At 36.6% G+C, this 22,777-nt stretch carries 23 protein-coding genes; 13 read left to right on the top strand and 10 right to left on the bottom strand.

All coding sequences use genetic code 11. From position 1 onward, the window contains the following. Positions 1–119: 119 nt before the first annotated feature. The 8 genes from I5677_RS14635 (at position 120) to arr (ending at position 5,780) form a co-directional block, all read left to right on the top strand. Positions 120–641, top strand: a complete 522-nt coding sequence (locus tag I5677_RS14635; RefSeq protein ID WP_197662386.1) for an adenylate kinase — start codon at positions 120–122, stop codon at positions 639–641. A 79-nt stretch (positions 642–720) separates the two neighbouring features. Further along, complete coding sequence (locus tag I5677_RS14640; protein WP_197662387.1) at positions 721–1,218, top strand: hypothetical protein; 498 nt, start codon at positions 721–723, stop codon at positions 1,216–1,218. A gap of 35 nt (positions 1,219–1,253) precedes the next feature. Beyond that, complete coding sequence (locus I5677_RS14645; RefSeq protein WP_197662425.1) at positions 1,254–1,976, top strand: DUF5131 family protein; 723 nt, start codon at positions 1,254–1,256, stop codon at positions 1,974–1,976. A gap of 56 nt (positions 1,977–2,032) precedes the next feature. Further along, positions 2,033–2,857 (top strand): AraC family transcriptional regulator, encoded by an 825-nt coding sequence (locus tag I5677_RS14650; protein ID WP_197662388.1) that lies wholly within the window; start codon positions 2,033–2,035, stop codon positions 2,855–2,857. Positions 2,858–2,988: 131 nt separating this feature from the next. Beyond that, entirely contained in the window at positions 2,989–3,939 is a 951-nt protein-coding gene (locus I5677_RS14655) for a hypothetical protein (RefSeq protein ID WP_197662390.1), read from the top strand. 37 nt (positions 3,940–3,976) lie between these two features. Further along, positions 3,977–4,471: a hypothetical protein gene (locus tag I5677_RS14660; RefSeq protein ID WP_197662391.1), complete on the top strand. Its 495-nt coding sequence runs from the start codon at positions 3,977–3,979 to the stop codon at positions 4,469–4,471. 191 nt (positions 4,472–4,662) lie between these two features. Next, positions 4,663–5,190, top strand: a complete 528-nt coding sequence (locus I5677_RS14665) for a hypothetical protein (RefSeq protein WP_197662393.1) — start codon at positions 4,663–4,665, stop codon at positions 5,188–5,190. Positions 5,191–5,342: 152 nt separating this feature from the next. Next, a complete protein-coding gene (arr, locus tag I5677_RS14670; RefSeq protein ID WP_330617937.1) occupies positions 5,343–5,780 on the top strand; it encodes an NAD(+)--rifampin ADP-ribosyltransferase in 438 nt (145 codons plus the stop codon). A gap of 212 nt (positions 5,781–5,992) precedes the next feature. Here arr and I5677_RS14675 read toward each other — a convergent pair whose 3' ends face one another. Further along, the gene (locus I5677_RS14675) at positions 5,993–6,349 is read right to left on the bottom strand and encodes a hypothetical protein (RefSeq protein WP_197662395.1); all 357 of its coding nucleotides are present in this window, start codon (positions 6,347–6,349) and stop codon (positions 5,993–5,995) included. A gap of 376 nt (positions 6,350–6,725) precedes the next feature. Between I5677_RS14675 and I5677_RS14680 the strand changes: the two genes are divergently transcribed. From I5677_RS14680 to I5677_RS14690, 3 genes are all read left to right on the top strand, one after another. Next, complete coding sequence (locus I5677_RS14680; protein WP_197662396.1) at positions 6,726–7,985, top strand: DNA polymerase Y family protein; 1,260 nt, start codon at positions 6,726–6,728, stop codon at positions 7,983–7,985. Then, on the top strand, positions 7,985–8,272 hold the full coding sequence (locus I5677_RS14685) for a hypothetical protein (RefSeq protein ID WP_197662398.1): 288 nt from the start codon (positions 7,985–7,987) through the stop codon (positions 8,270–8,272). Before I5677_RS14680 ends, I5677_RS14685 begins: the two co-directional genes overlap by 1 nt. A gap of 290 nt (positions 8,273–8,562) precedes the next feature. Next, a complete protein-coding gene (locus I5677_RS14690; RefSeq protein ID WP_197662400.1) occupies positions 8,563–10,347 on the top strand; it encodes a methyl-accepting chemotaxis protein in 1,785 nt (594 codons plus the stop codon). Positions 10,348–10,563: 216 nt separating this feature from the next. On the opposite strand, the gene I5677_RS14695 is transcribed toward I5677_RS14690, so the two are convergent. The 5 genes from I5677_RS14695 to hcp form a co-directional block, all read right to left on the bottom strand. Beyond that, positions 10,564–11,292, bottom strand: coding sequence for a DNA-methyltransferase (locus tag I5677_RS14695; RefSeq protein ID WP_197662401.1), 729 nt, complete (start codon positions 11,290–11,292; stop codon positions 10,564–10,566). 77 nt (positions 11,293–11,369) lie between these two features. Continuing rightward, a complete protein-coding gene (locus I5677_RS14700; protein WP_197662402.1) occupies positions 11,370–12,230 on the bottom strand; it encodes a TdeIII family type II restriction endonuclease in 861 nt (286 codons plus the stop codon). Between the two features lie 379 nt (positions 12,231–12,609). Further along, the gene (locus I5677_RS14705; RefSeq protein WP_197662403.1) at positions 12,610–13,164 is read right to left on the bottom strand and encodes a hemerythrin domain-containing protein; all 555 of its coding nucleotides are present in this window, start codon (positions 13,162–13,164) and stop codon (positions 12,610–12,612) included. A gap of 2 nt (positions 13,165–13,166) precedes the next feature. After that, positions 13,167–13,781, bottom strand: coding sequence for a hypothetical protein (locus tag I5677_RS14710; RefSeq protein WP_197662404.1), 615 nt, complete (start codon positions 13,779–13,781; stop codon positions 13,167–13,169). A gap of 557 nt (positions 13,782–14,338) precedes the next feature. Then, positions 14,339–15,976 carry a hydroxylamine reductase gene (hcp, locus tag I5677_RS14715; protein ID WP_197662405.1) on the bottom strand — a complete coding sequence of 546 codons (1,638 nt, stop codon included), beginning with the start codon at positions 15,974–15,976 and terminating at the stop codon, positions 14,339–14,341. Positions 15,977–16,327: 351 nt separating this feature from the next. Between hcp and I5677_RS14720 the strand changes: the two genes are divergently transcribed. After that, entirely contained in the window at positions 16,328–17,017 is a 690-nt protein-coding gene (locus tag I5677_RS14720; RefSeq protein ID WP_197662406.1) for a Crp/Fnr family transcriptional regulator, read from the top strand. A gap of 71 nt (positions 17,018–17,088) precedes the next feature. Here the strand turns inward: I5677_RS14720 and I5677_RS14725 are convergent, their stop codons facing one another. After that, a complete protein-coding gene (locus I5677_RS14725; protein WP_197662407.1) occupies positions 17,089–17,862 on the bottom strand; it encodes a DNA/RNA nuclease SfsA in 774 nt (257 codons plus the stop codon). Positions 17,863–18,118: 256 nt separating this feature from the next. Between I5677_RS14725 and I5677_RS14730 the strand changes: the two genes are divergently transcribed. Next, entirely contained in the window at positions 18,119–18,640 is a 522-nt protein-coding gene (locus I5677_RS14730) for a hypothetical protein (RefSeq protein ID WP_197662408.1), read from the top strand. Positions 18,641–18,771: 131 nt separating this feature from the next. Here I5677_RS14730 and I5677_RS14735 read toward each other — a convergent pair whose 3' ends face one another. The 3 genes from I5677_RS14735 to I5677_RS14745 all read right to left on the bottom strand — a co-directional run bounded on the left by I5677_RS14735 (position 18,772) and on the right by I5677_RS14745 (position 22,757). Next, positions 18,772–19,944: a glycerate kinase gene (locus I5677_RS14735; protein ID WP_197662409.1), complete on the bottom strand. Its 1,173-nt coding sequence runs from the start codon at positions 19,942–19,944 to the stop codon at positions 18,772–18,774. Between the two features lie 168 nt (positions 19,945–20,112). Beyond that, positions 20,113–21,243, bottom strand: coding sequence for a M1 aminopeptidase family protein (locus I5677_RS14740; protein WP_197662410.1), 1,131 nt, complete (start codon positions 21,241–21,243; stop codon positions 20,113–20,115). Positions 21,244–21,353: 110 nt separating this feature from the next. After that, positions 21,354–22,757, bottom strand: coding sequence for a vWA domain-containing protein (locus I5677_RS14745; protein WP_197662411.1), 1,404 nt, complete (start codon positions 22,755–22,757; stop codon positions 21,354–21,356). Between the last annotated feature and the right edge of the window lie 20 nt (positions 22,758–22,777).

Genomic DNA, 22,777 nt, shown 5'->3' on the forward strand with positions numbered 1-22,777 from the left:
CATTATAACTGAAATTTAATTATAGTTGGTACATGGAGATTTGGGTTGCGATAGTATATTAATAAATTAAATAGTACGTTATTTAACTCATTGATCATGATAGAAAACAGGAGAAACAAATGATAATACTTATTGCCGGAAGCACCCATACTGGAAAAACTGCATTAGCGCAGAACTTAATTGAGAAATATCATTATCCAAGTATGTCGCTGGATCATCTAAAAATGGGACTAATTCGAAGTGGATTAACAAATCTTACTCCATATGACGACGATAAGATGACAGATTTACTTTGGCCAATAGTTAAGGAAATGATAAAAACGGTGATAGAGAATGACCAGAATATGATAATCGAGGGTTGTTATTTCCCGTATGATTGGAAGAATCATTTTGAGCAGGAGTATGTGAAAAATATTAAGTATGTATGCTTAGTAATGTCTTCAAAGTATATTGAAGAACATTTTGAGGATATAAAAAAATATGCAAGTGTAATTGAAAACCGTGGAGAGGATAGCTCTATTGACAAGGATGTATTGCTTCGGGATAACAAAGTAAGCTTAGAAATGTGTAAAAAATATGGTTGTGACTACCTATTGATTGATGATGAGTATGGAGTTGATATTCATATTGAGGACCGTTGATTCAATGAGGTTATTATTGAGAAGTAGGAGAGCTATAACAATCCTGAAATTATAGAGAGCAATAAGGAGGAACGAGAATATGAGTGTTAGTGTAATTGGTGGAGCGGATGGACCAACTTCTATATTTCTTACAGAAAATTATGGTCCAAGCTGGATTAATATATTTGGCTTAGTCATAGTTATATTGATATTATTACCAAACATTATGTATGCATTTAAATTTCGTGGTGTTGAGAATAAATGCAAGAATAAAGTTATGAATATCATAGAGCAAATTGGCAGATATGCATCAATGTTCTTGATGATTTTCAATATAGGCTTAACTGAGTTTGGTTTTTCATCACCGGAGGCATTTGTATTCTGTTTTGTTGGAAATACCCTACTTTTGACTGCCTACTGGATTATCTGGATGCTATATTTTAAGAAGATAACTTTTTGGAAGAGCATGGCACTTGCCATTATTCCAACGATAATCTTTTTGCTATGCGGTATTACCTTAGGACATTATTGGCTAGTGTTAAGTGCTATTGTTTTCGGAGTGGGGCATATCTATGTGACATATCAAAATGCAAGGTGAGAATAACTAATCCAGAAGGAAAGCAGGTAAAAGCGATGCAATGGGATCCGTGGACAGGATGTTATAAAATCAGTGATGGTTGTACTAATTGTTATTACTATGGGCCATATTCGAAGCGGTGTGGCCAAAATGAAGTTCTTAAAACGAAGGATTTTTATAAACCAGTTGAAACGGTTTATATGCCACGTAAAAAGATTACAAAATATAAAATGGAGAGCGGCAAGACCGTTAATACTTGTTTTACGACTGACTTCTTTCTTCCTGAGGCCGATGAATGGAGAATTGAAGCATGGGATATCATAAAACGTCGCCCTGATTTGAATTTTTTCTTTATAACAAAAAGAATAGATCGTTTTAAAGTGTCTTTGCCAAATGATTGGGGAGAAGGATATGATAATGTCACCATAGGCTGTACTGTTGAAAATCAAGAGCTTGCTGATTATCGGTTACCATTGTTTCTATCTTATCCGATAAAACATCGTATTATCGTATGCGGACCAATACTTGGTGAAATCAACTTGACACCGTATCTTCAGGGTATAGAGCATGTATCAACTAGCGGCGAGACCGGAAGGGATGCAAGAGTGTGCGATTATAACTGGATTTTAGATATAAGAGAACAATGTATTAAGGCTGGTGTTCCATTCCAGTTTCGAAGTACAGGTTCTCTATTTCGAAAAGATGATGTTTTATACAAAATCAATCCCAAAATGCAGCATCGTACAGCGAAAGAAATAGACATAAATATTAGTTACTAATATATAGCAATTTTTATCAATGGAACACGGCTTTTACTTAGTATAATGGTGATGTGATGAATTATAAGGAACACATACAAAAATCAATTGATTTTATTGAGGAGAATTTAAAATACGAGATAGATCTGAATGCAGTAGCAAAGGCTTCCGGTTATTCCTCCTATCACTTTTTGCGCGTTTTTAAAGAGGTTACACACATCACTCCCGGTGATTATATACGAAAAAGGCGACTAACCGAAATAGTTAAATTAATGGATCGTTGTAAATCTATATCGGATATTGCTTTTGCATATGGTTTTAATTCCAAAGAAAATTTCACTCGTGCATTTAAAAGTGAACACCATATCTTGCCTACAGAGTATAAGGAATACCTCAATAGTTTAAAACTGTATGAACGGCAAAACTTTATTTTAGAGGCTTTTCATGTTGAGCCAAGTATAATTCATTTACCTTCATTTTCTCTGACCGTATTTAAAAGCGATGAAAGCTATCCGCCGAATTTCTGGAATAAGTATAACTGTAAAAAGTTATCAAAGCGTTTATCGGGAGGTAATTCATGTGAAGATTTCGGAGTTAGCATCTGGAATAATGAGCTGAATACACTTGATTATTTTATTGGTATTCGGACTTCAGATGTTGCTGGTAATACCGAAGGAACAACGCAAATACAGATACCGGGAGGAAAATATGCTCACTTTAAAACGCCTCAAACCACACATTATAATTTCGTAAATGTAATACATAGGACTTGGGAATATATAAACAATACGTGGCTGCCAGAAAGTGCATACAAGCGTACAGGTAACTACGAGTTTGAGACATATATTGAAGATAGTCGAAATTTTAGTGAGGATATTTATATACCAATTGTAAAGCGGTGAAGAACATCATTTGTCACCCCGCTTCAAGCTTTTTTGCACCCATATACTTTTTATATATGCAACGAAGCGGATTAGCTTTGATTATCAGGGATTATCTGAAGTAATTAAAAAACATAAAGGAGCGTAAAACAATGAAGAAACAACTTAATATTTCATGGGATGGTATTCATGACAGCACGGGTTATATATTTTCCTTTGCCAAAGCACTATCTGCAGCGGTAAAAAATAGCCCATATTCTGAATTGACTGAGGATATCATTGCTACAAGCGGATTTTCTTTCAGAATGTGGGTTGATGCTCATCTTTGTCCGAGCGCAACAAGTATATGGAGTTTTGACGACCAGAAAAAGTGGGTTGAGAACGGTGGATTGACATGTGATTATGTAGGCAGATATTGGGGACAAGATAACATTGAAGAGCAAAAACGTCTTGAAGCAATAGAAAACATTAAGAAATCCATAGATAACGGGATACCCGCTATATCCTGGGATATTGGTGTACCGGAGTGGGGGCTTATTATTGGCTATAACGATGATACACAAATGTTTTCAACACTGGCTATAAACGCAGATCATGCTGATCCGACAAGTCCCTCTTATAACGGTGCGCTAATGCCATATAATGTTTTGGGGAAACGGGAACTGCCGTTATTATCAGTTCTTACGATAACCGGAAAGACTGAGAAAACACAAGAAGATATATTAAAAGATACATTAAAATTGGCAGTATCACATCTAAAAGGTGATGAATGGTGCGAAAATGCCAAAGGAATAGAAGCCTATCCGGCACTTATAAAGCATTTTACAGAAACATTTAATCCGGATGCATCCTGGAATATGGAGTATTATCTTGGTACATACGGTGCGCTAAAATATTACTCTTATAGATATTTTGAGAAGGTCGGTAAAACTGAACTGGCCACAATATATAAGGATGTTTATAGTTGCTGGCAGGAGGCTTTCACGATTAAAACAACGCACGATATTAGTGATATTAATAATCGAAACAGAGTCGCTGATTTACTTAAGGAAGCCTATGCTAATGAGAAAAAAGCGATGGAGATTATGATGAGGTATCTATAATTATAAAAATAAAGAACGAGAAAGGATGTATATCATTATGGAGCCTAAAGTTATTGTAACAAAATTCCCCTATGAATATGCGGCGTTTTTTCAATGCATTGGTGGAGACAATCCAGTTCATTCCGTTTACTTCAATATGGCAGCATGGATACAGAAAGAAAATCTTGACTATAAAAATAGAATTATTGGAGGGTTTGATGAACCAGCAATTTGGTGCCCTGACCCATATGGTTGCACTACCGGATGTATTGGGTTGTATTTTATTGATGAATACGAGATTAAAGACAGAAAATTTCATGGAGTACATGTAGCAAAGTTTAAAACAAATGGAGATTACGCAAAAATCAATGTAAACTGTCATATTTCAAAAGCATGGGAATTAATGAATCAGTTCAAAGCAGAAGGCGAATATGATTTTGATACAGACAGCGGTCGTCAATATTTCGAGCAGCATATTTTTGATGACGATGATTTTTCTCATAACGAGCAACTATCATTTAATATCTGGATGCCCATAAAAAAAATGGTTTAATAGGTCGGTAATTTCAGTTGGGTTTAATAAAAATACCATTTGCCTTCCGACGTTAAAGAGAAAGAATATAAAAGGACGTGCCATTAACAACTAATTATTTGAAAATTGCTATTTAGACATCATCATTTCTTGCGAGCAAACAACAGATATACAACTTTATATTTTCTGCCGTCGACAAGGAGGTGAAAAAAATGAGTAGCTATAATTGGCTCAATGTAACCCAAAAGGAGATTATGGATACAATTGAAAGTCCAATTAACAAAAAAATCACAGCGTCATTATTTAATGTTTTCCTTTCTAATGGATTGAGAATTAAAACAAGAGCAGAGTATATGCCAAATGATTTATTACCGCTTCATGGTTATACCGTTTACTTCTATGTAAAAGGAAGTAAAGAGACTATTATATTAAATACGTTTTTCTTTAAAATACAACTCCGCATCAATAACCGAAGTACCTTAGACAAGCTGGATGACTATAGTGAAAATATCCGTAATGCTATATTGACCGCTGCGCCTTGCAAGGCTTGTCCTAACCGTGAGGGCATTTTTACCGGTCATGGAGAATATATTTTTACATATCACGGAAAAGAATATCGTAAATGCCAAACGATGTGTACTAATTTTAAAATTCAGAATTTAAACGAATGTGATATAGATTCACTGATTGACATCATAAATCATGAAATCTCATTCATGAAACCGAACTTGATAAAATAACCATAATCTGATAATTATTACTTCACAATCTATATCAATTGTATAGTAAAGCAGAAAATGAGATCGGTATATGAAAGTAATAATGGTGGCATACTTTAATTTAGATGGAAATTATTAATAATAAAATTGACACAAATAAGCAAAGTGGAGGAATAACAGAATTGACAACTATATCTCAAAAAGACAAATCCTTAGATCCTGGGCCTTTCTACCATGGCACAAAAGCCGACTTAAAGTTGGGGGAAATGCTAGAACCTGGCTACAGTTCTAACTATGGCGAGCGAAAAAAAGCGAACTATGTATATCTGACCGCTACACTTGATGCAGCTATATGGGGAGCTGAACTTGCAGTTGGCGACAAACCTGGTCGGATTTATCGTGTAGAGCCTACCGGTGCCATCGAAGACGACCCTAACCTGACGGATAAAAAGTTTCCGGGGAATCCAACAAGGTCTTATCGAACCCGACAGCCGTTAAAAGTAGTGGGTGAGGTCATGGACTGGGAGGGACACTCCTCAGAGGAACTCCAGAAAATGAGGGAGCATCTAGACAATCTTATACGACTCGGAATTGAGGCAATTAATGACTGACTTTATGTTTAAGAAAGTCATATAAAAAATATGAAAAGATGAATAGGAAGTGAGAAGGTGCAGCTTGTAATTATATTAGGTCCTCATGCCGTGGGTAAAATGACAGTCGGGCAAGAACTTGCGTCAATTACCGGTTTGAAATTAAAAGTTAATGTAACACTTAAATATTTATCTTAATAGAAATACATATAATCTAGGGTATATTGGGTTTATTAGAATATATAATCAATTAGGGCAACAATGGCTAAAAGAAAACCACCTACACAAGACATAAAAATCAGAAATCTCATACTATTGTTCCGATTTTTATAATTCTCTTCTGTATTCTCATTCATTGAATTGTTTCCCGCGCTTTTTGAGATAATATAGGTTACATCTGCTGAATTGTTACCACTACCTAGCAGGGATAACCCACCGATTAGTATGCAGATAATTCCTGCATAAACCATGATATCACTAATTTTCATGTCTGAAAAATATGAGATAACGAAAGCAAGTCCGGCTAAAATTATATCTGCTATAATAATTTTAAACATAAACTTACTAATTCTCTTAATTAATCCTTTCATATCGTTTTCCTCCGTGTATAATCAAAATTTAGTGTCTTCTTCTTTACTATGCCGTTCAAATTAGTTTTCATAGAGTGTATGGGATTTAACTAGTCAACCATATTATACCAGTTTATTCCAGAAATGTAAACTGTCAGGTTTATATGAACGTATCAATATAATCTCTTTTCTCATATGTTTGAGTTATATCGACATATGTAATCTACAGATATTCTGTAGATACTTTCTATAGAGAAATAAGCTCTTATGCAGTGTTAATTAAAGAATTTTTATACTTAACTACTCACCTCAAAAATTGGATATAATATTACTAAAAATCCTCTCTTTACATCGAACATTAGTTCTGGTATAATGAGCTTAAGGGGTGAACATATGTATGGAAAAATTAATATTTCATATTGATGTGAATTCGGCTTTCCTTAGTTGGGAAGCCGTTTACCGACTGCATATCCTTGGCGAAACCACGGATTTACGTGAGATACCCTCGGCTGTGGGCGGCGATATTAAAAAACGTCATGGAATTATTCTGGCGAAATCCACACCCGCGAAGAAGTTCGGAGTAAGGACCGGAGATACCATCAGTGATGCGAAAAGACTATGCCCGGATCTTGTTTTAGTGGCACCGCATTATGACCTATATGAAACCTGTTCCAAGGCCTTCATGGAGATTCTTAAGGAATTTTCACCCTGTGTTGAACAGTACTCCGTAGATGAAGCTTATTGTGATATGACCGGAACCGTAGGGCTCTATGGCTCGGCAGTTGTTGCAGCCAACCTGATGAAGGATAAAATCTATCGTGAACTGGGATTTACCGTTAATGTAGGGATCTCCACGAATAAATTACTGGCGAAGATGGCTTCGGATTTTAAGAAACCGAATCTGGTTCATACTCTGTTCCCGAAGGAGATTGAGAAGAAGCTGTGGAAGCTTCCGGTAGAAGAGTTGTTTTATGTAGGTCACGCAACCAAAAAGAAGCTCCATGCCTTAGGAATTCATACTATTGGGGAACTGGCTAAGACGGATCTTAATATCTTGAGAGCACATTTTAAATCCCATGGTGAGGTTATCTATGCCTTTGCCAATGGTATTGATGTATCGGTGGTATCAAGTGAAGCACCTGCGAATAAAGGATATGGTAATTCGACGACCATTGCCTTTGATGTAGAGGAGGAAAGCGTAGCGAAGATGGTATTGCTTTCCCTGTCAGAGACGGTCTCTACCAGGCTTCGGGCTGATGACGTCATGGCAACTGTGGTGGCAGTCAGTATTGTAGATTTTCAGTTTCATCATGCCTCCCATCAGATGACACTACTTTCAGCAACCAATACGACGAACGAAATACACAGGGCAGCCTGTCGACTTTTCGATGAGCTGTGGGACGGATCACCCATCCGGAACCTGGGTGTTCACACCAGCAAAGTAGTCAAAGGGGATTCTTTGCGACAACTGAATTTATTCGATATGAACCGCTTCGAAAGACTGTCTAAACTGGACGCCGCGGTGGATGCCGTTCGAATAAAATACGGTGACAATGCGATTATGAGGGCAGTATTTCTTGACAATCGTATTTATCACATGGCCGGTGGTATCTCACCGGAAAAAAGAAAACCAAATTATAAAGAAGGGATTAAGTAATGTTTCATATGCCAGTGGATGTGATTGCAACCTTTAACGTGCAGGGTAAGATTAAGCCAAATTTCATTCGTCTGGAGGATGAGGGCCATGTCCTGCAGACCTATAAGATTGAAGATATTATCTTTAGCAGGGAAGAAAATTACGCAGGTATTCCGGTGTTGCTTTTCTGCTGTAATATACTGCGGGATGATTGTATGCAAATGATAAATATCAAGTATCATATCAAGACACATCAGTGGGTATTGGTAAATGAAAAGGGTAAGATAATAGAAGGTACGAATGAGTAAAAAATCAGGGAAAAGAATAGGGAGGCTGTCGTATAAATAGTTGTAATTCTGAACCGACTATATGATACGACAGCCTCATTTTTATCTATATTCTTAATTGAGTATTTGTGATGTCATGATTCGTTGTTGTGACATAGAAACAAAACAATTATTAATAATAATTTTAAAAAAAATATTGATAAATTTTATCAAATGAAATATAATAATAGTAACTATTATTAGTTAAGATAATTGAAAGATAAGTCTGGGAAACATCATCTACGAAAGAATAACCACAGGGAGGGCAATATATGGGGCTGAAGAACTTGAAAGTAAAGACAAAAGTGAACTTATTAGTAGGATTTCTGTTAATGGTAACAATAGTTATGGTAGTTATATCAATGATGAACCAATCAGTTTCTGCCAAGCGAAGCAGACAAGCATTAGAGGAGACCATTCGAAATGATTATGATAACAATGTTAAAAATCAGGTTGAGAATGTAATCTCATTACTGGAAAATATATATTCACAATATGAGGCTGGAGACTATACGTTAGAGGAAGCCAAGGCAGTTTCCGCCGAGCTGATTCGCTATTTAAGCTACGGCGAAGATGGCTATTTTTGGGTCGATACCTATGACGGTGTCAATGTGGTCATGATGGGAAATGAAACTGAGGGAACGAATCGAATGGATCTGGTGGATGTCAATGGTTTTCCTTTAATTCAAGAAATAATCAAGGCCGCCAGACAGGAGGGCGGAGGATTTACAAATTATTGGTTTCCAAAGCCGGGGGAGACTAACGCCTCTCCAAAAAGAAGCTACAGTTTAGCGTTCGAGCCCTTTAATTGGGTTATCGGTACAGGCAACTATACGGATTACATAGATAATATTATTAACACCGTTACACAAGAGGAGAAGAATGAATTCAACAGTAGTATCTTCCGATATACGATAATATTTATGATAGCAATGGCTGTAGGTATTTTGATTTCCTTTGTTATGTCAAGAGATATAAACACAGCATTTAAAACCATCAGCAGCTACTTAAAAACTTTATCAACCGGTGATTTTACAGTAAAGCTTCCTCCAAGTTATTTGACCAGGAAGGATGACTTCGGAGAGTTAGCGAAGGGTCTTGAAACCATGAAGGAATCCGTAGCCCGTTTAGTTAATAGTACAAAACAGGAAGCAGATAAGATCATTGATGTGGTGGGATATATTAATCAAAATATGCATGGCCTTAATGATAATATTGAGGATGTTGCTGCTACCACGGAGGAACTGGCAGCCAGCATGGAAGAAACGGCTGCATCGGCAGAAGAAATGTCCTCAACCGCGATACAGATTGAAGTGGCATCCCGTACCATAGCTGAAAAATCACAAGAGGGAGCTGTTCAAGTTATTGAGATTAGCAAAAGGGCTTCTAAATCACACATGGAAGTAAAGGAAACACAGGAAAAGGCCAGAAAAATAGGAGATGAGATCGAACAGAAACTGCAGAAGGCTTTAGAACAGGCAGAAGTAGTAAAACAGATTAACATCTTATCCGATGCGATTTTAGGAATTAGTACACAAACGAATCTATTAGCTTTAAATGCATCTATCGAAGCAGCAAGGGCAGGTGAAGCCGGTAAGGGATTTTCTGTTGTTGCTGATCAAATAAGATTATTGGCTGAGCAATCAAAGAATACGGTATCGAAAATTCAGGAAGTAACCAAAGAAGTAATGGAAGCGGTATCTAATTTGTCTGAAAGCTCCGGTTCGTTACTTGATTTTGTATCGAATGACATTGCAGTCAGCTTCAGAAGGTTTTCTGATATGACCAAGTTATATAAGGAAGATGCAATCTATATGGATGATATGATTACAGATTTTAGTGCAACAGCACAGGAATTATTAGCTTCTATTGAGAATGTTATAAGGGCGGTAGAGGAAGTTGCACAGGCGGCGACCGAAGGAGCTATGGGAACAGGAGATATTGCAGAGAAGATTACAGATGTTACCGGTAAATCTTCAGATGTTATGAAACAGGTAGAGAGTTCCCGAGACAGTTCTGAAAAACTGAAAAAGGAAATCGCTAATTTTATAGTCTAATACATTCTTAATATAAGTTGATTATAGCATATAAACGATAGATTACACACCGGAGGAGAAGCCTAGGTACCATAAATAAGAGAACTGCTACAAACGAAATGTAGATTCGCTTTGTAATAGTTCTCTTTTCTTGTCTATAGGAAAACACTAGATTTTATTTTGGCGATAAGGTTAAGTAATAATAAAATTTTAACAGCTACTTATGTAATAACAGCATTATACCTTACTTTCTGTAGCCTTTATCCTTTTTTCACTAGCTTCATAATATTCATCGTCAATTTCAATACCGATAAAACGACGCTTTAATTCTCTCGCTGCCACTCCGGTGGAACCGACTCCCATAAACATATCAAGAACCAGATCATTTTCATTGCTGGCGATCTTAATGATATGCTTTAATACCGCCAAGGGCTTCTGTGTCGGGTGTTTTGGTTCTTTGAGGCGCTCACTACCCATGCAGATAGGACTTTCAATGAAGTTGTGCATCTCGTTTTGTTTGGAGAAATTCCAAGTATGTCCCTTGTTCCACATACAGACAATTAACTCACAACTGTTTAAGAAAGAGGATTTTCTGATGTTTGGAACCGGGTTGGTCTTATGCCATACCATGAATTGAAAGGTATCGAATTCACTGTCAAAGACCTCATGCCATTTACCGATTAGGTTATAACTGGTGAAGATAAAAATATTACCGGTAGGAGACAGTACCCTCTTAAATTCATCGAGGAAATCGGCAGGTGCAAGCTCATCTAGATCCCATTTTGCTACATCGTTATTAATTTCGCTTCGCCAGTCAAATTTCATATTGCCGGTAGAATATTTGGCCAGGTTATAGGGAGGGTCGCAAAGGATAAGATCGATGCTTCCATCAGGGATTTCTTTTAGCTTATCCATACAGTCACCGTGCATCAGCAGATATTTATCAATAGTATTTACATCTATCATAAGGGGTAAATCTCCTCTCGTAGTGCTTGGTTGAAAATATAAGTATAAGGACTTATATAGGAAACGGGGATTGCATATCAGATGGTCAATTCATCATTAAAATCCGTAATAGAGAGTTGATCATATCCGGAGTCAAAATATAACCGTTTGATCCGTTCCAATGCATCCTTCATATATTCAGAACTAATCTTATACTGTTCAAAGATTACTTGGAAACCGTCCGGATCGTTGCAGACAAAATTCCAATAATCCTTGCCAATTAATAATTCTTCCTCAGCAAAAAAGGTTTGAACTCTTTCTTGACGCCAACTGCTTCCTTCTCCGAATTTGTTGTAGGCGGTTGCAAAGTAGATCTTAACCACATCATCATTTTTGAGAGCGTTCTTTAAAATAAAGAATTCATTTAATAGGGCAATCTTCTCTGATTTCGCTTTCTTGTTATCGAGATCTCCGCCGGCCTTCAACTCGATCAGATAGTGACAATGGGTTTCTTCATCATAGAAATAATTATCCGTCTCATGGGAGGTTAGAAAGCTTGTCACATTGGAAGGTACCAGGCAGTTAAAATTCCTATAATCCTCAACCTTAGGTCTTGCATCTCGCTTTTCATAGGCTGTCATCAGATAATCGATATGCTGGGTCTGTTGTGGCAGCAGATAGGATTCGATTCTTCCCCGCACTGTATAAGAAATCTTAGCGATGGCGTTGCCCATATTCTCCAGTACCTTTCCGAAGGAACTGTCAAAGGAACGAACAAAGGCAGAATAGAACATGAACTCTTCACCGAGCTGAGACATGAAGGCATTGTTTTTCTTAGCATTAATGACACCCAAAGGGTCCGTTACCTCCATCGTATATCTGGCTTCAAGACTATCGACAAACTGACGTATATGTATATCGACAATATCTTTGATTAACTTTTCTTTTTCACTATTCATAATATTACTCCTTAAGTAGTAATTATAGCATGAAATTTGTAAACGATAAAGAAAAATATGAACAGATTTTCGGGTGTATATTTCCACCTGCCTCGGAATATGAAAGGTTATGCAATGCATAAATAAATAGAAAATCCTTGTATTTAAGAGATGGATAGACTTTTCATAATATGTTCCAATAGGGATTACAAAAAACCCATGTCTCAAGTGCCGGGGATTCTAAGTTATTATAAATAAGAACTTGGTAATAATTAGATTTTCCTATATGAGATATGGGTTCTATCATAAGTGTATGCAATTAAGAAACTAATCTTTTATAATATAAGTATGTTACTATGTCTTAAGTAAAACATGAATAATGAGTCTTTTATAGCATAGATTATCTATATTTTTTTTCAAGGTTCTCTAGTAGTTTCTTATATTTCATAGGGATACCCTGTTCCTCTGCATTTTTCTCAAACTCTTCGGTTTTTTGGTTTACCCGGTCTATAATCTCTTGGGATAATTGACGCTTGGCAAAGGTATAAACCACGGTGTCTTCTTTTTCGATATGTCTTTTTAAGAGATGGGTATAACCGACGGCATTGGCAATGACATCCAGACGACTCTCCTCGTCGCCTTCCTTTACGCGCTCAAGGGCGGCATTTAGTTCTTGGATAAACAATCTTCCCAGATCATGTTCTACCAACATTCCATGGGTTACCAGTTTGTTGCCCAACTGACCTAAGTGCTCTACCATTTCGTTAAATAAAAGCTTTTCTTCCTTGCCATGATGATGCGCATCGGCATAGTTACGGATAAAGTCAACCATCTGATTAAAATCCTCATATTGAATGTCATCGCCTTTCATTACACCATAGCAAGCCTTGCGTACTACGGTTAACATTCTCAGAATATATTGGTGTTCCTCCATCATAAGCTCTATACTATCCATAATTAAACCTCCTTTTTTATGCTATAGGTAGTTGAATCTAATTTATCAAATACAAAGCCGATAGCTTTTGTTAAACCGTTCATCCAAGCATCTCGAAGTTCATAATATACCTTAATGTCTCCCTCGTTCTCTACCCAGTAGTTTTCATGAACACAGAGATTTCTTTTCCAAACCACCTGTTCCTCGCTTTGATCCACCAGGCTGTTAGCATGGTCACAGGGCATACCATCCAAAAGATTGTCAGAAATAATTTTAAATACAAGAGGGGCATTAAGGTGTTGACCTTGAAGGGACTGACCCAGTTCTTTTCCTTTATCAAACAGTATGCTTTTTAGCTTATCCATAGAGTTTGGATCTTTGTCTATTAGGCTGGTAACGGAATACGCATATTTATATTCCACTTGAGATACCCGTTCCTGGAGCCAGCCGTGAATGTTACCGTGATCAATCATTTCCTCCAAAGGTTTATTTTCAAAGGTACCGTATCTGGCTTCGCAGTCCTTCTGAAGATTTAGGTTGTATTGATTGCCTAATTGGTATATCTCATCAACGATTGCCTGCTGTTGTTGTATTTTATTATATAACCAATAATGAATTGGTCCTAAAAATGCGCTCATAATTGATGTCCTTTCTGATGTATATTATGGGAGTAGTAAGTATTGTTTAAATATTATAAGAGTTATAAGTATTCGTATTTTGTAAACAATTGCGTTACAAAATTATTCAGCAGTTGGATATTAATTTAATTATATATTTGTGTCTATTTACTCTCAGAGTGTTTGGGCACTTAATATTATATAAATAATTGAATAAGTTTTGAAAGCTCCTTAAGGGTTGCTATTTAATATAACAACTGCTTTTGCCGGGGGTGGCAAAAACAGTTGTTATAGGTTCTTATAAGTTCAAAGATTAGTCAAGTGTTAGTCAAAAGATTAGTCTAGGATTAGTCCATCAATCAGTAATGATTAGTCAAAAACTAGCCTAAGATTAGCGATAAATTAGTCAAAGCATAGTCACTAAGCCGGTTAAAAACTAGTTGGTGTCATGTCTGAGATTAGTCTAAAAACTAGTCAAGGATTAGTCTGTAAAGCAGATGTCAGTTACTGCTATTATTCTTGAAACATCTATATAAATACGTTGTTTCTGAAACTAGAATTACCGTTATTCGAAGGAATTATTCTAAAAATAACTTAATATCGTCTTCTACGGTACCAATACCTGCAATTCCGAAGTTTTCAACCAATACTTTGGCAACATTCGGGGAAAGGAATGCCGGTAATGTCGGTCCTAAGTGAATGTTTTTAACTCCTAAGTAAAGTAGGGAAAGTAATACGATAACGGCTTTTTGCTCATACCATGCAATGTTAAATGCAATCGGAAGTTCATTGATATCCTGAAGCTCGAATACTTCCTTTAATTTCAGCGCAATTAATGCTAAGGAGTAAGAGTCATTACATTGTCCTGCATCCAGAACTCTCGGAATACCACCGATATCCCCTAACTCTAATTTATTATATTTATACTTTGCACAACCTGCAGTTAAGATAACGGTATCTTGCGGAAGAGCTTTCGCAAAATCAGTATAGTAGTTTCTTGCCTTCTGACGGCCATCGCAACCGGCCATAACAAAGAATTTACGGATTGCACCGGATTTTACAGCGTCAACAACCTTGTCTGCTAACGCAAGAACCTGATTGTGAGCAAATCCACCGATGATTTCACCTTTTTCAATCTCTTTCGGAGCTTCGCAGGTTTTCGCCAGTTCAATAATCTGTGAGAAGTCTTTGTGACCGTTCTCATCTCTTTCAATGTGTACACATCCGGTAATTCCGGTTGCACCTGTTGTAAATAATCTATTCTTATAAGAAGCTGCTGGAGGAACCACACAGTTAGTTGTCATAAGGATCGGTCCGTTAAAGCTTTCAAATTCTTCTTTCTGTTTCCACCATGCGTTACCGTAGTTACCTACGAAGTGGCTGTATTTTTTGAAGGAAGGATAGTAGTGAGCGGGTAGCATTTCAGAGTGGGTATATACATCTACACCGGTTCCTTCGGTTTGCTCAAGTAATTGCTCTAAATCCTTTAAGTCATGACCGGAGATTAAGATACCGGGTCTGTTACCTACACCAATGTTAACCTTAGTGATTTCAGGATTACCATAAGTACCTGTATTGGCAGCATCAAGCAGTGCCATTCCGTCTACACCGGTTTTACCGGTCTCTAGGGTTAGAGCAATTAGATCATTAACACTTAAGGTATCATCTAAGGTTGCAGCTAAAGCCTTCTGCATAAATGCGCTTACATCAGCGTTGTCATAGCTTAACTCATTGGCATGCTTCATATAAGCTGCAAGACCCTTTAAACCGTAAACAATAAGTTCTCTTAGACTTCTTACATCTTCATTTTCTGTTGTAAGAACACCTACAGTAGAGGATTTTTGATCCAGTTCATCTCTGGTGGTTGCAGTCCAAAGGGCAGCTTCGGGAAGCTTAGAAGTGTCAGCGACTTTATTTAATAAACCATTCTTAAGAGCTAATGTTTCAAATACTCTTTTATAGAAAACTTCATCATCAAAGTTGGCATTCGTAATCGTAGAAAATAAATTTATCGTAATATAATGATTTACATTAGCAGAGATTTCTTCTCCCTGTGCTCTAAGAGCGGTAGTAACGGCACTAAGCCCCTTCGTAACATAAACTAATAAATCCTGCATTCTTGATAAATCCGGGGTTTTACCGCATACACCAAACTGGGTACATCCGGTGCAGCCTGCTGTTTCCTGACATTGATAACAAAACATCTTATTTTCCATTCTTAAACTCTCCTTTAATTCGTTATTAGAAATGTCTTTTTCGTTGACATCTCGTTTACAAGGTGAGTATAATACAGATATCAATAAAAAAATGTAGCTGTGGCTACAAATTAAAAAAATATTTAACTATAGAAAATCTCTTAGTATAAATAGCTTCTCGAAGCAAGAAGTTCTCAAATAAAAACGTCTAGGAATACTTGTTTGATTTTTTATGTACAAAGAAAGGCATTCTGAAATAAATAAAAGAAAAGAAATCAATGTTTTAATAAAAGATCAAAATGTGTTAAGTAGAGATTTTAATGCTATAGATTGATTTGTAATGAGTTATAGACTGAATAGGAGGGATTAACTATGGAAAAACATTATCCGGTATTAAGAAAATGCGTTTTGTTTCGCAATATAGAAGATATGAATTATGAACATCTGCTGCAATGTTTGGGCACGCAGGTGAGAAAGTATAAGGAAGAGGAATATGTATTCTTTGCAGGAGATGTAATTAACCATATTGGAATCGTACTTTCAGGGGTCGTAGAGATTATGAAAGAAAACCTGGCAGGCAACAAACATATTCTGGCTTTTATAGAACCCTCCGGTATGTTCGCGGAAGGAATTGTCTGTACCGCGAAGCGGATATCACCGGTGACAGTTCAGGTAAAAGAAGATGCGGAGATTTTATTCATTCCCTACGAAAGGATTATCATGTCCTGCGGTAATGTCTGTGGGTTTCATATTAGTCTGATTCAAAATATGATGATTATTCTGGGAGAAAAGAACTTTAATTTAAATCGAAAACTGGAGCTACTGACCTTAAAGGGAATGAGAGAGAAAATTGCCAGTTTTCTAATCAATGAATCCTTGGAAAGAAAAAGTAATACGTTTCATATTATCTTAAATCGGACACAGATGGCTGACTATCTTAATGTATCCCGTACCTCCATGTGCAGAGAACTGGCAAGAATGAAGGAGGAGGGGTTAATTGACTATTACGGGCATAGCTTTAAGATACTTGATATGGATGAATTAGCTCAATGTTTGGAATAGGATAAAAATTATAAGGAGTAAGATGGCTTTAGCTTATAAAATCGAAATGAAATATCCTCAAAAAATTCCGGTTATAGTTTAACCGGAATTTTATCTATAATAGTAACCTCTTGTGTCGAGACAGTGCAGCGATATGCTAACACGTCCACTCCTGCTTCATAAGCGGATTTTACTTTCTCAGAAAAGGCGGGATCTGTTGTGGAATTAGGTGTAAAGCCTCGGGCATTTTCCACCTGTACTACGAACAAAAGCACACCGCGATAACCATGTCGAACGGCATGTATTAATTCGTCGATATGTTTTCGTCCCCGCTCTGTTGGGGCATCCGGGAAATAACTCCAACCGTCTGTTTCTAAAGTTACATTTTTAATTTCAACAAAGCAGATGTTGTTCCTCGTTTGAATAAGTTTCTGGTTATGACTACTGTTCTTATTCCTAGTATGGACATCATTATCCGCATCAGATAAACAGGGGTCCTCTTTAATGAGTTGAAGATCAAAACGGCTGTTTTGGTAATTAACCTCTCTTTTTATTGTGGTATAACCTTTTAACTCTTCGATGACCTCATGAACAATCGCCTCATAAGCTAAGGTATTAGGTAACTGCGAGTCAATGGAGATCCAATTTTCCTCCTTTCGTACCATACGAAGTTCGAACTGTGTTTTTCTTACAGGTGAGGGGTGGTGTGATAGCATAACCTGAGCGCCCGGAATTAAAAGCTCTCTTAGTCGTCCTGTATTTGGGACATGGCAGATCACCTCTGTACCGTCTAAATCTATATGTGCAATAAAGCGGTTTGGCCTTCTTAGAAATGTGCCAAAACGAATGTCATAATTAAATTTCATGTTAATTCCCTTCTATATAAGGTTGTAGGATAAGCTGTTTCTATTATATCATAAAAACAAAGCTTTCGGTTTTTTATTTAAATCAATCAAACGAGTATCTGTTAAAAATTATTAATTTAAACTGTAATCTTTTCTTAAAATAATTCGTTAATATAGATAGATAAAGCTGAATTTCATATGATAGTCTTATTTAATTAAAATACTATGCCGAATTACATAAGTAAGTAGAGAGATACAGCTGATTGGAGGATTGTTTATGAAAAGAAAAAACGTGCTACGTATCATTATAGTTTTAATTTTACTTCTAATAGCGTCCTATTTCTTTTATATCTATCCCAGAGAGATATATGAGGAATATAACGGGATTTATTATAAGTTAGGAGACAGCACATTTTCGGAGAAGATAACAGTGAAATTGGAGGGTTACCTGGAGAATAGTTTAGGAGAGGGAGCTAAGTTTACAGGTACGCTACAGCTAGGAAATCAGATACTAGAAAAAAGTCTTATCTTGCAATCAAAGGATGGGATAGGAATAATTCGCTACTTTGATAAGGATACACAGGATTATGTAACCTATGGAACCTTGTATTCCAAGGCTATAAAGGAAGGCTTTACAATCAGTATATTGGGTATAGATGATAATGGTGAAAGGGGTAGCTGGAGCAGTGGTGATGGTTATATGATATCTGCGCCTGCAAGTAACAGAGAAGAAGCCTTAGAACTTTCAAATCAACTGATGGAGAATGAACTGGGTAAATATGAAGTCGTTTTAGATTAAAGAAAATATAAAACAGGAGGGTATCCTTTCATGAGAATTAAAATCATACTAGGATACCCTCTTTTTTTACAATGGGCTTACTAAAGTAATGTTTTGTATATAAGAGTAGATTAAAAATCTGAAAAGTGAAATTATGATTGTACTGCCTTAATGAGTCGAAACACCTGGGCTGCCCTTGACCTAAGGTTCTTTTTGGCAACTTCATATTCCATGGCTTCTTCCACCGTCATTGGTAGTTGTAGAATAGAAAAATAAGCATCGATCCCTTCGTTGTTGCATTCTACGGCATCCTCAGTGGTTCCTCCGGCAAAGGCAATTACCTTCTTACCATGTTTTTTTGCCAACCTTGCAACACCAATTGGGGCTTTACCCATCGCAGTTTGAGAATCCAACTTTCCTTCTCCGGTAATTACATAATCTGCATCCAGAATATCTTCTTCGAGCTTTATTTCCTTTAGTATAATACTGATACCGGATTCTAAAGTGGCATTTAAAAAGGTCAGAAAAGCATAACCCAGACCTCCGGCGGCACCGGTTCCGGGTATGGCAGCAGTATCTTTACCTAAGGCATTTTTCACCACATCAGAATAGTTTCTTAGACCTGCATCCAGTACTTCAATTATCTCAGGGGTTGCCCCTTTTTGAGGCCCAAAGATATGGGAGGCTCCAAGCGGTCCGCAGAGTGGATTATTCACATCGCAGGCAATTTTAAAGCGACATTCTTTTAGTTCCTTTAGGGCTCCTTCGGTACTTAATCCAACTATTTTCGTTAGTTCCCTTCCTTGAATACCGACAAGGTTACCGGTTGTGTCATAAAATTCATAACCAAGAGCCTGCAGCATACCGATTCCGCCATCATTGGTTGAACTACCCCCAATGCCGATGATAAAATCTCTACAGCCGCGATAAATAGCATCCTTGATGATTTCTCCTACACCGTAGGTAGTAGTGTTCATTGGATTTAAGAGATGATTTGGAACCAATTTAATTCCGGCAGCCGCTGCCATCTCGATAATTGCAGTTTTGCCTGACAACCTATGGGAGGACTCAGCCTTTGATATATCATCTAATATCCCATAAGTACAGGTGATTTTATCACCTAAGGGACCAGTTACTTCAAGTTCGATCTGTTTACCTCCCATTCCGGCAAGCAAAGCATCGACGGTTCCTTCTCCACCATCAGCCAGAGGCTTTACGACTACATACGCATCCATAACGTCTAAGATACCCTCGGATATGGCTTTTCCGGCTTCCATTGAGGATAAGCTACCCTTTAGGGAATCAATTGCAATTACTACTTTCATATAGATATCTCCTAACTTTCTTTTATTTCATGCTAATAGTATTATACCATTGTTGTATAAAAGCCAGAAGGTTGATAATATATAAATCTAAAACTGGGGAAATTAAAACAATGAATACGCACCATTATATATGAGCGGATTCATTGTGTATTGTTTATGATTTGGTTTTTATGTAAGCATATTAGAGATATAATTTGCTACTATCGTATCCTCATTTTCTTTTAGCTTCTGAATTAAATTATCGGTAGTCTTATGGGGAAGAGAATCAAATGTCTTTAAAATCGTTTTTATTGCATCGACTCCATAGGTACAAAATAATTTATGCAAATGTAAAACTCCGTTATCGTGTACGCCCTCCGGACGTCTATTATCCTCTGTTTTTACAGGTTTGAGAGTGGGGAAGGATTTTTCTTTATCAGCTATAATTTTGTCAAATTTAATTGTATTGCCGGTGATTTCAAGCTCATATAAAAGAGCGGACCATTCGGCAAAAGTTTCGTTCATCCAATCTTCCCAAGTATCTGCTTTTGCTCCTGAACACCAAGCATGGGCTAACTCATGGGCCAGCAAATGAACGATACTATCATAATCCTCTCGGATACCACCAAAGACAATAAGCGATTTTCTAAGATATCCATCATATTTGTTGCCTTTTGGTAATATCACAATATTTGTTTTGCCCGTTTTATTATGACCGTATAATGCTGTATAGTAATCAATGATATGGTTATAATTTTCAAAATAAGGTAAGGCAAAGGGAAGATTTGCTTTATCAAAGTAATATAATGAAACATTTTCACTTTGTATCAGCTCATAATTTTTCAAAGCAAGGATATTCACATCGAAATCAAGGGGTTTATAATACCATACTTTTTCATCGCTGTCATACTCGCCGTTGACGACAAAATAGGTATGATCCAGATGTATCTTAACCAGATAATCCATATCGTATGATACGTCAGTCGGATACCAAGCGGTATAGTAATTTACAGCAAGAATATCTTCTTCATACAAGGTGTGCCATCCGTTCATATTTCCATGATAAACGACAGTCAAATTTTTGAAGCCTTGATGAGTGATATGGATTTTCTTTGTTGCAGCACGAAATTCAAGTGCTTCCTGAGACACATTATATTCGATTGTTTGTTCATCTACGGTGATTTTATCTATGGTAAAACCATCTGCTATATAAAATATTAGATCTTTTTGTGTTTTTGTGCTGAAAAAAAATTGAGCCTTAACAGAAAGATCATTGACGTTTTTCCATAGATCAATCAGGATTGTTCCTTTGTTAGACATAGTGCTACCTCACAAAATTTATTACAATTATACTAACATTTTAACAACATATATGAAACCGTACCATTATAGTACAAATATAAAATAATACAGCTTAAGTTCAAAGTACATTATATCATATTTTCATGATTTTGCATGGAAAAACCACCTCTATCAACATCGGTGTAATCCAGTATATTATCTTTGACTTCAATAGAACTAAGCTTTTTTACGACTCCGTAAGGCTCAATTAATGATAGCTTATCACCCCTGCCGGAGATTATCCATAAAATATGATATCCCCGGGGTACCACCTTAAGCTTATCTTCCCCTTTACCGTCCGTAAAATAAACTAACAAATTAACCTGATGATGATTTGCATATTCAAATACAGGGGTAAACAGGGTACTTCCTCTGGTATTCATTCTTTCTTTTAAATCATGGATTGATTTCACCGGATATATTCGTCTGATTTGATCATCACACTCGATTACGGTGATTTCATGGTTATAATTTTTAACGATCGCTAGGACTTCTTTCATTGCTTGCTTAAATTCTTCATCGCTAATACTTCCGCTTATGTCAAGAGCTACAATAATGTTAGCTTTGTGATTTCTTAGCTGACCTCTTAGCTCCAGACGATCCGGTTGCCTTCGGTTTCTTCTCGTTATGGTCTTCTTTATGGTACTTTCAACTGAACCCATCAAACGATTCAGATATAGATTCCAAGGCAACTCTTCCTTACTGTTTTTTAGAGAGGAGATCATATTTTTTATATATGTTGGAAGTTCACCTTTTTCTGAAAGAGCTATGACTTTCTCTGTAAAGTCCTGTAGTGTTTTTTGATCTATGTCGCTAGTGTCTTCCCATATATCATGGGTTTTCTCAGCACTATACTCGGTTTCTATCGTATCAGCAATACTATCATTGTCATGAGGGGCATCCTTATCATGCTCTAATAAATCAATCGCGGTTTGTAATGTCTCCACATAATATTCAAAGGATGCATAAGGCTCCAGTTTTAAACCGTAGTTTACATTTACCCATTCCAAAGTAGTAGCATAGGGTGGAAGGTATTTCAGGTATTGATTTACAACGAGATCCATTGCCATATTAACGGCTAACCTACTATATCGGCCTTTTAATTGTTTTGTTCGAATGAGATGCATGGATAATATGTGTAATATTTCGTGTTTGATGGAACTTTCCATTTGTCTGAGATTTAGATTTAAGAAAATGATGGGATTAAAATTTATTGTATAGTTAGCTCCTTGAAAATTAACGGCAGTAGGTCCGCTGATATCAAATCTAATTTCTCTTGTCATCTGAAACAGAAAATATCCATAAAAATTATCATTATCCTCCATAAGGCTTGCAGCCACCTTATCTACAAGGCCAAAAAAGGCTTTTTTATAATCTTTTGGTATGGATATTTTGGTATTTTCCTTTAGATAATTTTCATTTCTATAGGAATTAATAAATTCATAAGCTTTATCGAGAAGTTCTTTAACTTGGATATCAAAATTAGTTTTCATATAGTAACCTCCATAATACC

Source organism: Mobilitalea sibirica (assembly GCF_015999265.1).
Lineage (GTDB): Bacteria > Bacillota > Clostridia > Lachnospirales > Lachnospiraceae > Mobilitalea > Mobilitalea sibirica.